General features: G+C 40.5%; 11 protein-coding genes. 6 read left to right on the forward strand and 5 right to left on the reverse strand.

The window, feature by feature from the left end:
- Positions 1-3: 3 nt before the first annotated feature.
- Both J2Z28_RS17050 and cls read left to right on the forward strand, forming a co-directional pair.
- Positions 4-348, forward strand: a complete 345-nt coding sequence (locus tag J2Z28_RS17050) for a DUF3992 domain-containing protein (protein ID WP_211083400.1) — start codon at positions 4-6, stop codon at positions 346-348.
- A gap of 212 nt (positions 349-560) precedes the next feature.
- Complete coding sequence (gene cls / locus J2Z28_RS17055) at positions 561-2,000, forward strand: cardiolipin synthase (RefSeq protein WP_084174617.1); 1,440 nt, start codon at positions 561-563, stop codon at positions 1,998-2,000.
- Between the two features lie 162 nt (positions 2,001-2,162).
- Here cls and J2Z28_RS17060 read toward each other — a convergent pair whose 3' ends face one another.
- Genes J2Z28_RS17060 through J2Z28_RS17070 form a run of 3 tightly spaced genes read right to left on the reverse strand, consistent with a single transcriptional unit; the run spans position 2,163 to position 5,825 of the window.
- Complete coding sequence (locus J2Z28_RS17060; RefSeq protein ID WP_211083401.1) at positions 2,163-3,284, reverse strand: Ger(x)C family spore germination protein; 1,122 nt, start codon at positions 3,282-3,284, stop codon at positions 2,163-2,165.
- Positions 3,281-4,369, reverse strand: coding sequence for a GerAB/ArcD/ProY family transporter (locus J2Z28_RS17065; protein ID WP_211083402.1), 1,089 nt, complete (start codon positions 4,367-4,369; stop codon positions 3,281-3,283). The genes J2Z28_RS17060 and J2Z28_RS17065 overlap by 4 nt, the downstream gene beginning before the upstream one ends.
- A complete protein-coding gene (locus tag J2Z28_RS17070) occupies positions 4,362-5,825 on the reverse strand; it encodes a spore germination protein (RefSeq protein ID WP_211083403.1) in 1,464 nt (487 codons plus the stop codon). The genes J2Z28_RS17065 and J2Z28_RS17070 overlap by 8 nt, the downstream gene beginning before the upstream one ends.
- A gap of 232 nt (positions 5,826-6,057) precedes the next feature.
- On the opposite strand from J2Z28_RS17070, the gene J2Z28_RS17075 reads away from it, so the two are divergent.
- The gene (locus J2Z28_RS17075; protein ID WP_211083404.1) at positions 6,058-8,313 is read left to right on the forward strand and encodes a copper amine oxidase N-terminal domain-containing protein; all 2,256 of its coding nucleotides are present in this window, start codon (positions 6,058-6,060) and stop codon (positions 8,311-8,313) included.
- Between the two features lie 112 nt (positions 8,314-8,425).
- Here the strand turns inward: J2Z28_RS17075 and J2Z28_RS17080 are convergent, their stop codons facing one another.
- Positions 8,426-8,974, reverse strand: a complete 549-nt coding sequence (locus J2Z28_RS17080) for a TetR/AcrR family transcriptional regulator (RefSeq protein WP_211083405.1) — start codon at positions 8,972-8,974, stop codon at positions 8,426-8,428.
- A 268-nt stretch (positions 8,975-9,242) separates the two neighbouring features.
- Here J2Z28_RS17080 and J2Z28_RS17085 point away from each other — a divergent pair, with 268 nt between their 5' ends.
- On the forward strand, positions 9,243-10,412 hold the full coding sequence (locus J2Z28_RS17085; protein WP_211083439.1) for an MFS transporter: 1,170 nt from the start codon (positions 9,243-9,245) through the stop codon (positions 10,410-10,412).
- Positions 10,413-10,503: 91 nt separating this feature from the next.
- On the opposite strand, the gene J2Z28_RS17090 is transcribed toward J2Z28_RS17085, so the two are convergent.
- Positions 10,504-11,385: a LysR family transcriptional regulator gene (locus tag J2Z28_RS17090; RefSeq protein WP_211083406.1), complete on the reverse strand. Its 882-nt coding sequence runs from the start codon at positions 11,383-11,385 to the stop codon at positions 10,504-10,506.
- 180 nt (positions 11,386-11,565) lie between these two features.
- Here J2Z28_RS17090 and J2Z28_RS17095 point away from each other — a divergent pair, with 180 nt between their 5' ends.
- Positions 11,566-12,177: an MATE family efflux transporter gene (locus J2Z28_RS17095; RefSeq protein ID WP_211083407.1), complete on the forward strand. Its 612-nt coding sequence runs from the start codon at positions 11,566-11,568 to the stop codon at positions 12,175-12,177.
- A 101-nt stretch (positions 12,178-12,278) separates the two neighbouring features.
- The gene (locus J2Z28_RS17100) at positions 12,279-12,950 is read left to right on the forward strand and encodes an MATE family efflux transporter (RefSeq protein WP_244988359.1); all 672 of its coding nucleotides are present in this window, start codon (positions 12,279-12,281) and stop codon (positions 12,948-12,950) included.
- The last annotated feature ends 57 nt before the right edge of the window (positions 12,951-13,007 follow it).

Below are 13,007 nucleotides of genomic sequence, written 5' to 3' on the forward strand. Positions count from 1 at the left end.
CAAATGGCTCAAATTGGTAATTGTAATAATACGGTTTCTCCAGCGGTTGTAAACGACGCCGTATGTACTACGATAAGTTTGTCAGATACGGGAGGGACACCAACAATTATATACGAAAATTCCTCAACGTTTCTGATAAACGGAACTATTCTAATTGAGAATAACGGAGTGGGGGCTTCACCCACCGCTGCTTTGCTTATTGACGGAGTTCAAATTCCTGGTTTTGTCGTAGCCCCAGGTAGCAGTAGATCTTATACTGCACCAACAATTAATACTATAAGTCTCATTGGAGCCGGTGCGGGAACAACAAGTATCAAAATTGCGTTCTCTTTGAATTACAGATTCTAAGTATAGGATATTCAATGTGAAATAATCCCTTCTTTTATAGGAAGTGGATTCTTTTTTTAGTTCGATGTCTAGTGATTATCATTTAATAGATTTAGTATTCCTCAAATATGTTATCATATTCTTTGTGATGACGGCTTCATTCGAGAACAGCTAAGTAATAAGCATTTTTTATTATTTACATAAAGTCAATGGAAGGCAGGAGATATAGCAGTATGGTCACGCTGATACTTTCGCTCGTTATGATTATAAACATATTACTCTCAGCGGTATTTTTGTTTTTTGAAAGGAGAGACATTGGTTATACTTGGGCCTGGCTCATGATATTTTACTTCATTCCTATTTTAGGTTTTATCGTTTATCTCTTTCTGGGACGTAACCTCAAAAAGAAAAATTTTTACGGACTTTCAGCTGAAGAGAGAAACTCCCTAAAGTTAATTGTCGAGAACCAGTTAGTGACATTGAAGGAGCAACGTAAGGAAAACAACCCCCTGCTCATGAAATATGCTGACCTGATTCAATTGAATCTCACATCATCCAATGCAATCTTAACCAATGACAATGAGATATTCATCTTCGATGATGGACAAGAGAAATTTGATTCTTTATTTGCTGATATCAAAGAAGCCAAGAAAGAGATTAACATCCAGTATTACATTATTCAACCGGATTCCTTAGGGAAGAAATTACGAGATGAATTAACTATAAAAGCTAAAGAAGGCGTAAAAGTGCGAGTTCTCTATGACGAAATTGGTTCAAAGAAACTTTCATTGAAGTTTTTCAGAGAACTGATCTCTGCCGGTGGAGAAGTAGAGGTCTTTTTCCCGTCACTGATTAGGCCATTAAATTTCCGTATGAATAATCGAAATCATCGAAAACTTTGTATTATTGATGGGGAGATTGCTTATATCGGCGGATTTAATCTGGGAAATGAGTATCTGGGCATGGATAAAAAGTTTGGATACTGGCGTGATACACATTTTAAAATGCACGGAGATGCCGTTAATCATATTCAAGGAAGGTTTATTTTGGATTGGAAACACGCCAGCAAATCCGATCAAGTAAGTTACGAACAATTCTCCTTCAACACAGCAAAGCTTGATGGTTCAAGTCCAGTTCAGATTGTGTCTAGTGGTCCTAACTCACAGGTGGAACACCTGAAGAATATGTACATCAAGCTTATAGTAAATGCCAAAAAGAGTGTGTATATTCAAACGCCTTACTTTATTCCTGACAGCACTTTTATGGATGCATGTAAAATCGCACTGCTATCCGGGGTGGATCTGCGCATTATGATTCCCAATAAGCCCGATCACCCGTTTGTATATTGGGCGACTTGGGCGTATGCTGGTGAATTATTGGACTATGGAGCCAAGATTCTTTTATATGATAATGGATTCTTACACGCAAAGACCATTGTAGTAGACGAAGAAGTCGCTTCAGTAGGGACGATGAATATTGATTCCCGGAGCTTTAGGTTGAATTTTGAGGTGAATGCAATTGTATATGACGAGCGAGTTGCGAAACAACTTCAAGAATTGTTTCATCAAGATAGCCAGTTAAGTACAGAACTTACTTCTGATCGTTATAGAAACAGGTCCCTTATTATAAAATTTAAAGAAGGAATATCACGTCTTCTTTCACCGATTTTATAGCTCAGCTTCACTGCCGATGTTATACTCAACCAGGCACGATAAAGCTTCTCACTGAAGCGCTTCTTAACGACTAGGATATTAGCAAATCATTCTTTTAAGTCAACAGTTAAAAGCTCTCTTCGACATTGAAGAGAGCTTTCCCAGTTGCACGACAGCATGTTATTAATTTAACACACCATTGCCGACTATCGTAACCTTTACTTCCGGGTGAAAACGAACTTGGGCATATTCTTTATTCCAGTTTAGGTTTTTCCATAAGTCCGGGTAATGGGCAATTAAATGTCTGCCAATACCGAAGGAATCACAACCACTTTGCTGAAGTGTTTTGATAATTTGTTCTGCGTCCTGAGTCATGTCATCGGATAACTGGCTGTTCAGACGTTCAATCGTGTCTTTTTCCTGAAGATGATTCATTGCATACTCAACGATCGTTACTGGAAGTTCGATACGGAGGTTCACATCAATTTGTCTATCATTTGCAACCTTTACCGCGATTTTGCGCTTAATTTGTGCGATATTTGCTTCATAAGTGACATAGTTCCGCGGGTTGTTGGAAGGCCCTGGGTGGACCTTTTTGACAAAACGCGCTGCTTTATTCCATTTCCCACTCATAATAATGTATAGAGGAGCCTGTTCGGTCGTAAGACTCCCATTGAACCTTTGCCCATGAAACAGGGCGATTCCCCGAGCATCAATTTCCTCTCCATCCTTATATAGATAAGGCAGCGTAAAATCCTGTCCCGGATCCAGCATGGGAGGGAGAAGGGTCTCTAACGTCATTTCCGGAAAAATACATAATTCCTCCAGACTCTTAATTTTTTTGGTAATAAAATCACCAATCAATATGCTGCCAACTTTTTTTTGGTGTAACAGATCTCCGGCATCGCCATCCACAATTGCAATTTTCACATGTGAGGTTGGGTAATCGGGTTCCCGATATAAGACGTCCAGGTAGGGATAGATATCATTTTGTGCGAGTTTGTTGCCGTATAAGATCATCCCATATTTGAAAAACCGGATATCACCAGTCACTTTAGCGCGAATTCTATCTGTACTTTGACGGACGGATCTCCCGGTGCCTGAGTGGACTTCATTACCGTTGCTCCCTTGTTGACTCTCAGAATCATCGACAATTTCAAGCGTCTGTTTAATTTCACCCTCTGAGGTGATGTCAAACGCCGAAGCATTAGCTAGTCTTGCATCTTTTAAACTATCCTGATCCCAGCATCCCGTCATCACCATGAGCAGTAACAGGGGGAGAAGAATTTTTCCTCGTTTACTCATATCATCTTCTCTTTTCGTTTCATTATATAAGATAGAACCAACAGGAGCAGAGGCAGGATCATGAGAAAAAAGTATGCCGATCTGTTGGCTATCGTACTAATTAACTCAAGTTTTTCCTTCTGTTGTGGCAGATAGGCAATTATGCAAGAAGCAATAACGACATAAGGCACCGCTTTTTTATGGTGTTTTTGTTTGAAGAAATAACTTATACCATAGGATGCCGTATAGTAATAGCCACATATGGCCCCAAAAATGGAAATTAACCAGATAGGGAGGAACAGGAAATCGGCCCGATCCATTGTCCCGAGTGGGATAGAGCGGAGCAGATATATGACCGGTTCAGGCATTAAGTCAAGTTGCTGGGGGCTGAACGCCGTTGAACAAATGAACACAGTGAATGCATACAACACCACGACTACAGCACTTGCTAAAGCAACAGACTTGAGTTTGCCACCGCTGCTACCTTCAACCATAGGAAACACAACGAGAAAAAACTCGAATCCGAACATAGCCATTAATGTTTCGGTTGATCCACTAATGATATTGGGCCATCCTGCTTCGGTTAAAGGCAAAAGATATAACAGATTGACTTCCTTGAGTCCATAACTGATCAATACCATCATGGGCAAGACCAAAAAGGAGATGAGTACCAGTACTCGGGCAATGATTCGTAATTTTTGTCGAACCAAATAGATACTGCTGAACAAGAAGAGGGCTAATATAGCCCATCGAGGCGTATCCTGCAGCATCCAGCGGTTAATCACACTGTAGGCGTTCACCAGAACAGAAGTACCCATTAACAGGAAATATCCAACGTAGGCAATGATCAGCAACTTGCCAATCCATTTACCCGTAATCAGCGTTACAATGTCATAAATGGATGAACTCGGGAATCTTCGCATCAAAAGCCAGCACAACAATATGACAAGTTGGATCAGGAACCCTCCAAGAAAAACAGAAATCCATCCACCGCCTTTAGAGATAAGGTGTATACGGTAAGGGAGGGACAGAATATCTACACCGATCTCAAATTTCAAAATGAGCAAGAATAATTGTCCCCGAGTGATTGTTGTTTCCTTATTCACGTTTTTTCCAACTCCTAGAGAACTTCTGCTGATTCAGCCGCTGCGGGCGGGCATCATGAGGACGCCCGCGAAGCGCCCAGATGGGAAATCGAATCCATACATCCTTCATGTCAGCTAATCGGAAAGGGGCCACTGGAGCAAAATAAGGCGATCCGAAGTTTTCCATCTTACAGAGGTGAATGGTTAGAATCACCAGACCAAATGCGATGCCGATATATCCAAAAAGCGCCGCTCCAATCATCATTGGAAAGCGGAGAATACGGACTGCCGAACTCATCTCATGCGAAGGCACCAAAAACGACGAGATAGCGGTTAGTGAAACCACAATAATCATTGTATAGGATACAAGCCCCGCACGAACGATAGCATCTCCGATAACCAAACCGCCAACGATGCCGATGGTCTGGCCCACTCGGCTGGGAAGTCGGACCCCGGCTTCTCTTAATACTTCAAAGATCAGTTCAAGCAACATTGCCTCTACAAGTGCAGGAAAGGGGATGTTTTGCAATGATTTCTTGATTGTGTGTGCCAGTTCGATCGGTAAAATAGCGGAGTGAAAAGAGATGGTAGCAATATAAACAGCAGGTAATGTAAAAGCAATGACAAAACTCATCATGCGAATTAAACGTAAAAAGGAACTGACAATCCAGCGACCATGATAATCATCCGGACTTTGATAAAAAGCAAAAAACGTAACTGGAGCAATAAGAGCTGAAGGACTTCCTTCGGCAAGTATGGCGACACGTCCTTCCATCAAGTTGGCAATAACCCGGTCAGGTCTTTCTGTATTGAGCTGCTGGGGAAACAGAGAGAAGGGGTTATCCTCCATAAACTCTTCAATAAAACCTGGAGCGAGCACCATATCTGAAGATATGGACGTGATTCGCTCTTTTACTTCGTTCACTAACTCCGGATTGGCCAAGTCCTGAAGATATACAACTGCAATTTTGGTATGTGTCTTCTCGCCGACGTTAAAATATCGAACGATTAGGGATGGACTAATAATTTGTCTACGGATCAGATTCAAATTAACCGAAAGCTGCTCTACGAATCCATTGTGCGGCCCTCGAATAACGCCTTCATTCTCCGGTTCGGTTGTGTTTCGGACATACATTTTCTCGGTAGAAAGAATGTAAAACTCCGGGTACCCATCGATTATGTAAAGACATTTCCCTTGAATAAGTGAATCTATTCCACGTTGCAGATCCGTATCTTTTCGACTTTCTAAAGTGGTGAACGATGGGTAGATTTCCGAATGAGCTTGGCTATTCAATGCTGTTAAGACATGTGTTTGAATGATCTCCTGATCTGCAAGTGAATCGATATAGAGAAGCACACTCTGTACACCATTAAGTAGAAGCTGTTGTTGTTTCAAATCGTCAGTACAGTAGAGGGACTGTTCCACATAAGAAATATTCATTTTTAATTCAGAAAAAGCCTGATTGGTTGGGGTCATTGATCCACCTCTTTATAAAATGCGACATGGATTATCTTGTGCAAAATCAAGACTATTATGCAATAGGCGCTTCTTATTCAAAGAACTTATAACCAAACATTGAAAAAATAGTTGCACAAAAATCCATAATTTACAATTCAATTAGAAACTTTTTCCTAAATCTAGCGTCTAATACTATGACTTTTTGAGGGGTTATAAATTACTAGAGAGTAGAAGGAGCCAAAGACAACACATGAATATGAAGAAGAAATTATCCATTTTTACCGCTTTAGCCGTTTTTCAAGCATTTGCAGTCGGTTCTGTGAGTGCGCAATCAGCACCGCAAGGTGACACCGCGTCCGTAAACACGGTCAATGTAGAATCAGTTGAGGTGTTAAAGCAAGAGCAGCCGATTGCAGAGCGTGAAGTGAAGACGGAGAGCAATAACAAATCTATCAATACTCCGCCCACTGAAGCCAAGGACACTCAAACCTCGACCGGCACTGAGGCAACACCTAAAACAGAGAGCGAGAAACCTGCATTGGATGGGGGAGAGACCCCTGAGAAGGTTGAAACGCCAGCTACGCCTGCTCAGATAGAGCAACCATCCGTTGATGGGACGTCTCCTGCAGCAGCAGGCGGGAATCTGACGTTGTACATGAATAGCAACAAAATGGAGCAGGATGGAAAAACGTATCTTGCTGGACAGCCAATGGCTGTAAAAAACGGTGTATCCTATGTTGCAATCCGTGCGCTGGTTGACCGTGTGGGATATGGCGTCAAATATGATAACAAAACCAAGGAAACCATCATTATTAGTGGTGAGGATGAACTCCGATTCAAAACTAACAGCAAGGACTATACGGTAAATGGAGAGACCAGAACGATGAAAGGCCCTGCTTATCAGCAAAAAAGTACATTCATGGTGCCGTTAACTTCCATTACTCAAGCTCTGAACATCACCTATAAAGTGAATCAGTCGGCTAAAACGGTTGTGTTGAATCTTAATACAAAACCTGTTGCAAGCTTTACCATTTCCCAAAAGGAAATCTTTGCAGGTGATCAAGTGGACTACGTGACTTCTTCCAGTTCACCTAATGGACTGGATATCGTTGACGAACGCTGGACTGGTCGCCAGGATTCATTTGATCAAGCAGGTACATATACGATTTCATATCAAGTACAGGATTCCAACGGTCAATGGAGCGATCCCTATTCAACTACGATTGAAGTTTTGGCTCCTAATCTTCCTCCTGTAGCCATGTTCGCCACGGATAAAGAACAGTATAAAATGGGCGAAAAAATAACATACACAGACCAAAGTACAGATGACGAAAATAATATTGTTAAAGCAGCATGGGAGAACAATTCACTTGCGTTCTTTGAACCGGGTCCAAAAACGGTGACACTTACGGTTACTGACAATCACGGTGCTACGAACACGTACTCCAAAGTCATCACCATAACCAATGAGACCTTATATTCATTTACCGATTTTAATTTACTCTTCACGCCGGTAGGACAGAAATTCACCTTTAACGGCGGCGAAGTGACTACGATGGAGAAAGTGCCTTATACGTACATGGATGAGCCAAGTTTGCTGATCCGCAGTAACAGTCCGGAAACTGTGAATACGGAAGGCATTGTATATAAAGAATCATCTTTGGGGCAGACCCGTTTCATGATTCACCACGTGAACAATACAGGCAAAAGAGTAAAAATGTATGTGATTGCAACCAATAACAATCCAAATCCAGCCGTATTTCAACAACAGAATATGGGCTTTGCCGGACCTACACCGTATGCTACCGTAGCTGGGAAATTGTCTATTGATAAATGGTTTAAGTCGATTCAGACTGGAGCGGATCAAAAGAAAGAGTACCTTCAACCTGGAGAAAGCAAACTCATTTTGACCGAACTTAATAAAACTCCGATGAAAGAAGGACAAGTCATCTCTCTCTATTCGGATGCATATAGTGATTATTCCTTAGACTATAACGTTATCCTGGTGGAAGAAAATAAAGATCCGTTCGAGGCTCTGCCATTGCTACCTGTGCTTGATCGTGACGGAGTGCACAACCGTGGTACGTACCCGAATGCGACTCGCATTATAAAGTACGATGAGCACGTGGGAATCAAACCTGCCCGTCTTCCACTTGGTGACAATTCAAGCGATCCCAATCTGGTAGGAACAGATCCGATGGCTTACACAGACGCATCCAATGCGGGTAATTTCGGTGTATTGTACAAAATTACGCTGACCAATGTCGCTCCGCGTACACTTATCTCCTTTAATCCTCGTGGAGGGAAGTACTCCGGAGTAGCTCTGGTGAACAATCAGTTGGTATCGATTGCCGAAGGTAACGTTGCGGTTGCCAATTCAAGTGAACAAAGCGTTCTTTACCGCACCGGGTTAACTGGAGAGAGCGTAACGATTCTATTCTCTGCCGCGCCAGGAAGCAACCTGCCGGTCAATCTGCTCTTTACACCACTCCCATCGGAGAAGTAAAGGTATATATAGTTTTATATCTAAATCAAAGGCAACCGAACAGGAATGATTCGGTTGCCTTTTTTTTGCGTTGGAAGAAATCAGACTATAGTTGGGAATGAATTATCTTTGTTTAGGAGAGGTTATTTTCCAATAACATTCCCACTTGTTTTCCCATAACTTGAGGTGAATAGGGCATGTCATTAATGAACCACCATTCTACAATTCCTACATAAGCTGGCGAGATAAATTGAATAAGAAGCTCTTCATCTATTCCTTGTCTTTTTCCCTCGGACATATCCCAACCATTCTTAATATCGTCTGTGACAAAATCGAGGAACCGGCTACGGAAAAAAGGAGCTCCTTTACTAGTTAACATTGCTGAAAAGAATGAATAATGTTGTTCAAAATATAAAAACCATGTCGCACTACCCTCTAATGTATCCGTTTCGGCTTCCAATTCACACAATCTCTTTAATTCCTCAATATGCTCTTCAATAAGCTTATCCAGTAGATCGTACTTATCCAAGTAATGCAGATAGATCGTTCTACGATTAACATTAGCTTGATCAGCAATATCCTGAATCGTAATGTCATCAAAACTTTTTTCAGACATGAGTTCTATCACTGCTTTTTTGATAGCTTCTTGAGATTTCAAGCTTCTTCTGTCCACTTTAAGCATGTACCTCCACCTAACTTTCTTGAAAAGTAATTCACAATTTAAGTCGTGTTGTGTATTAATGCACGAATCCTGATGTTTTGTGGTTGTTGATACATTTTATTTATATATAATAATACACAAATGAGTATTAAGCCCTCAATGTGAATTTAAATTAAAATAGATGATTACAGCCAAAAGGAGGAAAGTTTGGTTTCAATCATTTGAATATCATCTTGGGCGGAGTACAGCATGAGAAAGAGAATATGGAGCAACGGTGGGGGTAACAATGATGTCTAAACGAAATAAATTATTTATATTTATATTAACTTTGGGTGTCTTCGGAATCTTAAATACTGAAATGGGCGTTATTGGGATATTGCCTCAAATTGCTGAACAGTTCAATGTTAGCGTGTCTCAAGCAGGATTGCTAGTAAGTCTGTTTGCACTTGCAGTTGCGATATCGGGTCCCATTCTGCCTTTAGTGTTTTCTCGTTTTAATCGCAGAGGGGTAATGCTACTTGTACTCGGTGTGTTCGTGATCAGTAACATTTTCTCTATATTTGCAACAAACTTTACATTCGCAATAATTGCTCGTGTTATCCCGGCATTTTTACATCCCGTCTATATCTCGATCGCTCTGACAGCAGCAGCTAGTTCGGTTAGTGATAAAGAGATTCCTAAAGCAGTGTCAAAAGTCATTATGGGCGTATCTGCTGGCATTGTGCTAGGTGTACCCATCACAACTTTTATTGCCAGTATCGCTTCAATTGATGCTGCTATGACTTTTTTTGCTATCGTGAATGCAGTAGCATTCATTGGTGTATTGCTATTTGTCCCATCCATGCCTGTAAGAGAAAGGCTTTCCTACGGATCTCAACTACGTGTATTGAAGAAAGCAATAACTTGGCATTCTATTGTTGCCGTTATATTTGTAAATGCAGCAACGGCTGGAGTGTATAGTTACTTCGCCGAATATCTTGCGACCATTACTCATATTTCTGGTAAAGGTCTTAGTCTAATGTTAGTTATATTTGGTGCAGCCAGTTTATTTGGTAACGTATTAGGAGGAAAATTGCTTTCCAAAAATGCAATTAAGTCCGTAATGATCTATCCATTTGTATTTGGAGTAGTCTACATCTTCCTGTTCTTTATGGGCCAATTCACTGTCCCTATGTTCATTATTGTTGTTATATGGGGAGTGCTGTATGCAATCGCAAGCAATATTAGTCAGTATTGGATTACGTCAGCAGCTCCGGAAGCTCCTGAATTCGCGAATGGATTATTTCTAACATCTGGTAACCTGGGCGTAACCATTGGAACAACTGTCGGAGGGTTGTTTATATCAGGAATGGGGGTTCGGTACATTGTAGTAGGTGGACTGTTATTTTTGATATTGAGCCTGGCGTTTATCCTATTAAGAATTTATATGTATACTCCTAAAAAACAAATCTCTCATTGAGAATTTAACCTTTTGTTATCTTGGGGACACGTTAATAACGTGTCCTTGTTTTATTGAAGAATAACCACACTAAAGGTACATCCCAATCCTTTTATGAATCATAGATATCCTTTATAAATTGAATAAAGTGAGCGGTAGCTGAGCTAAATAGCCTATTCTTTTTCCAAGCGAGTACATGATTTGTTATTCGTTCAGGTTCAAAGGGAACAAAACATGTGCTATTACTTTCCCGGATTGTATATGATCCGCTTACACATATGGCATACCCCAGTTTCCGTTCTACCAACTGCATCGCATTAGTCAATAAATTATGGGATGCGAAAATAGTAAGTCGATCATTCTCCACACCAAGCCAACTTGCAATCTCATTCTGCACAATTGTCCGACGGGGTGGAATTAAGGGTAAAGAAAGTATCTCTTGAATCCCAATGGATGATTTCTGAGCAAGGGGATCATCTCGTCTCATCAGAATACCCCACTTTTCCGGATAGGGTAATCGAACATAGTCATATTTTGCAGTTTCAATGGGTTCCAATAAAATGCCGATATCGATATTTCCTCGGTCAAGCTTTTCTCTAATATCATCTCCATCAGCACTATACAGTTCATATTGTACTCTAGGATGCCGGTTGGAGAATTTCTCTACGATTTCTGCCAGAGCTCTGGATACAATGGACTCCACACAGCCAATAGAAACCACTCCGCCAATCAGATCCTTCTGTTCTGCCATATCTCTTTCTGTCTTGTCTAAGAGGGAAACGATCTCTTTTACCCGTTGCTGATACAAGAGACCGCTATCTGTTAATGTAATCTGTCTTTTTCCTCGTATCAGCAAACGCGTACCCAGTTCTTCTTCAAGATCCATAAGCTGCCTGCTTAGTGTTGGTTGCGTAATATGAAGGATTTCTGCTGCTTTTGTTATATTGCCTACTTTAGCCACAGTTAAAAAGTATTTCAAAACCCGAATATCCACACCTTATCATCCTTTCCATAATACGTCGGATAGATCATTCACAGATGATTATACGATACATATTAGGCATGATACAAAATACACCATAGGTATTAGTAATTATACAGATAGGAATTTACAATGAATGGAGAACGTGACTTGAGAGTTGTGTAGTTAATCATACAATATGAGGTTAAAATTATGAAAAAATCAAAAATGCCATTTTCGAACCCGTTGTTATTTACAGATAAAGATTTAATGAGAATATTTATCCCGTTAATTATTGAACAAATGTTAGCATCTTTGATCGGATTGTCCGATTCAATCATGGCAGCTTCTATAGGAGAGTCAGCCGTATCTGCTGTTTCTTTAGTCGAAATGATTATGTTGCTGTTAATAAGTTTATTCGCAGCTTTAGCTACGGGTGGCACGGTGATTGTGGGGCAATATCTCGGAAAAAAACAGGAAAACCAAGCCAGAGAAGCCTCAAATCAATTAGTTTGGTTTGCTGGAGCAGCAGGGCTTGTGATTATGATTTTTATTTATATCTTTAAAGGCTTTATTTTAGATGTTCTCTTTGGCAATATCACCGACGAGGTATATAACTATGCCAACACTTATTTATTGATCGTCGGAGCTTCTATTCCTTTTTTAGCTCTTTATAACGCTGGAGCTGCCATATTCAGAACGATGGGCAACTCCAAATTGCCTATGAAAATTATGCTGGCTATGAACATTCTGAATATTGCAGGCAATGTCTTGTTCATCTATGGGTTCAATATAGGGATTGCAGGGATGCTATTCCTACTTTAATTTCCAGAATAGGTGCTGCAGTATGCATTCTAATTCATGTAACAAATCCTAAGCATGTTCTTCATCTAAATAAAACCTTGAAGCATAAGTTTAATTCATTGATGATTAAACAGATCATGCGGATCGGTGTACCTTATGGATTAGAAAATGGAATATTCTATTTTGGACGTTTGTTGATATTAAGTTTGGTATCTACATTTGGAACAGCTGCTATAGCGGCAAATTCAGTTGGCAGTACGATTACTTCATTGCAAGCTTTACCTGGAATGGCCATTGGTTTAGGAATGTCTATAGTCATTTCCAGATGTGTGGGTGCTGGAGATTTTACACAGGCTAGATACTATACGAAAAAGATACTTGGTATCATTTTTGTGGCACAGATTGTGAGTTCCGTAATTAGTTTAGCCTTGTTTCCGAGTATATTGAGCATTTATCATTTTTCAGCAGAAGCAATGCAATGGACTACTGAGATTGTGTGGAGCCATGCGATTGTCATGATATTGATTTGGCCTTTCGGAAATGCACTTCCATCGGTATTCCGGGCTGCTGGAGATGCAAAGTACCCCATGGTAGTGAGTATGATTACTATGTTTTGCTGCAGAATTATATTCGCTTATGTCTTGGTATATCTCCTTGATATGGGAATGTTTGCAACATGGATAGCTATCTATTGTGATTGGTTGATAAAAGGAGGGCTATTCATATGGAGGTATGTTAATGGGAAATGGACTAAATTCCAAGCTACCGAGCTAAATGGCAGGAAAGCTGAATAATTAATCGAATTGATTGAAGAGATGGCTTTAGGTAACGAAGTTCGCAGTGGGAAAGAG

The organism is Paenibacillus xylanexedens (genome assembly GCF_017874615.1).
Classification (GTDB): Bacteria; Bacillota; Bacilli; order Paenibacillales; family Paenibacillaceae; genus Paenibacillus; species Paenibacillus xylanexedens.

Bases quoted from the DNA above. Each gene is read 5' to 3' on its own strand.
- J2Z28_RS17095 (WP_211083407.1), top strand. From the start codon at position 11,566: ATGAAAAAATCAAAAATGCCATTTTCGAACCCGTTGTTATTTACAGAT.
- J2Z28_RS17100 (WP_244988359.1), top strand. From the start codon at position 12,279: ATGATTAAACAGATCATGCGGATCGGTGTACCTTATGGATTAGAAAAT.
- J2Z28_RS17070 (WP_211083403.1), bottom strand. From the start codon at position 5,825: ATGACCCCAACCAATCAGGCTTTTTCTGAATTAAAAATGAATATTTCT.
- cls (WP_084174617.1), top strand. From the start codon at position 561: ATGGTCACGCTGATACTTTCGCTCGTTATGATTATAAACATATTACTC.
- J2Z28_RS17085 (WP_211083439.1), top strand. From the start codon at position 9,243: ATGTCTAAACGAAATAAATTATTTATATTTATATTAACTTTGGGTGTC.
- J2Z28_RS17080 (WP_211083405.1), bottom strand. From the start codon at position 8,974: ATGCTTAAAGTGGACAGAAGAAGCTTGAAATCTCAAGAAGCTATCAAA.
- J2Z28_RS17050 (WP_211083400.1), top strand. From the start codon at position 4: ATGGCTCAAATTGGTAATTGTAATAATACGGTTTCTCCAGCGGTTGTA.
- J2Z28_RS17060 (WP_211083401.1), bottom strand. From the start codon at position 3,284: ATGAGTAAACGAGGAAAAATTCTTCTCCCCCTGTTACTGCTCATGGTG.
- J2Z28_RS17075 (WP_211083404.1), top strand. From the start codon at position 6,058: ATGAATATGAAGAAGAAATTATCCATTTTTACCGCTTTAGCCGTTTTT.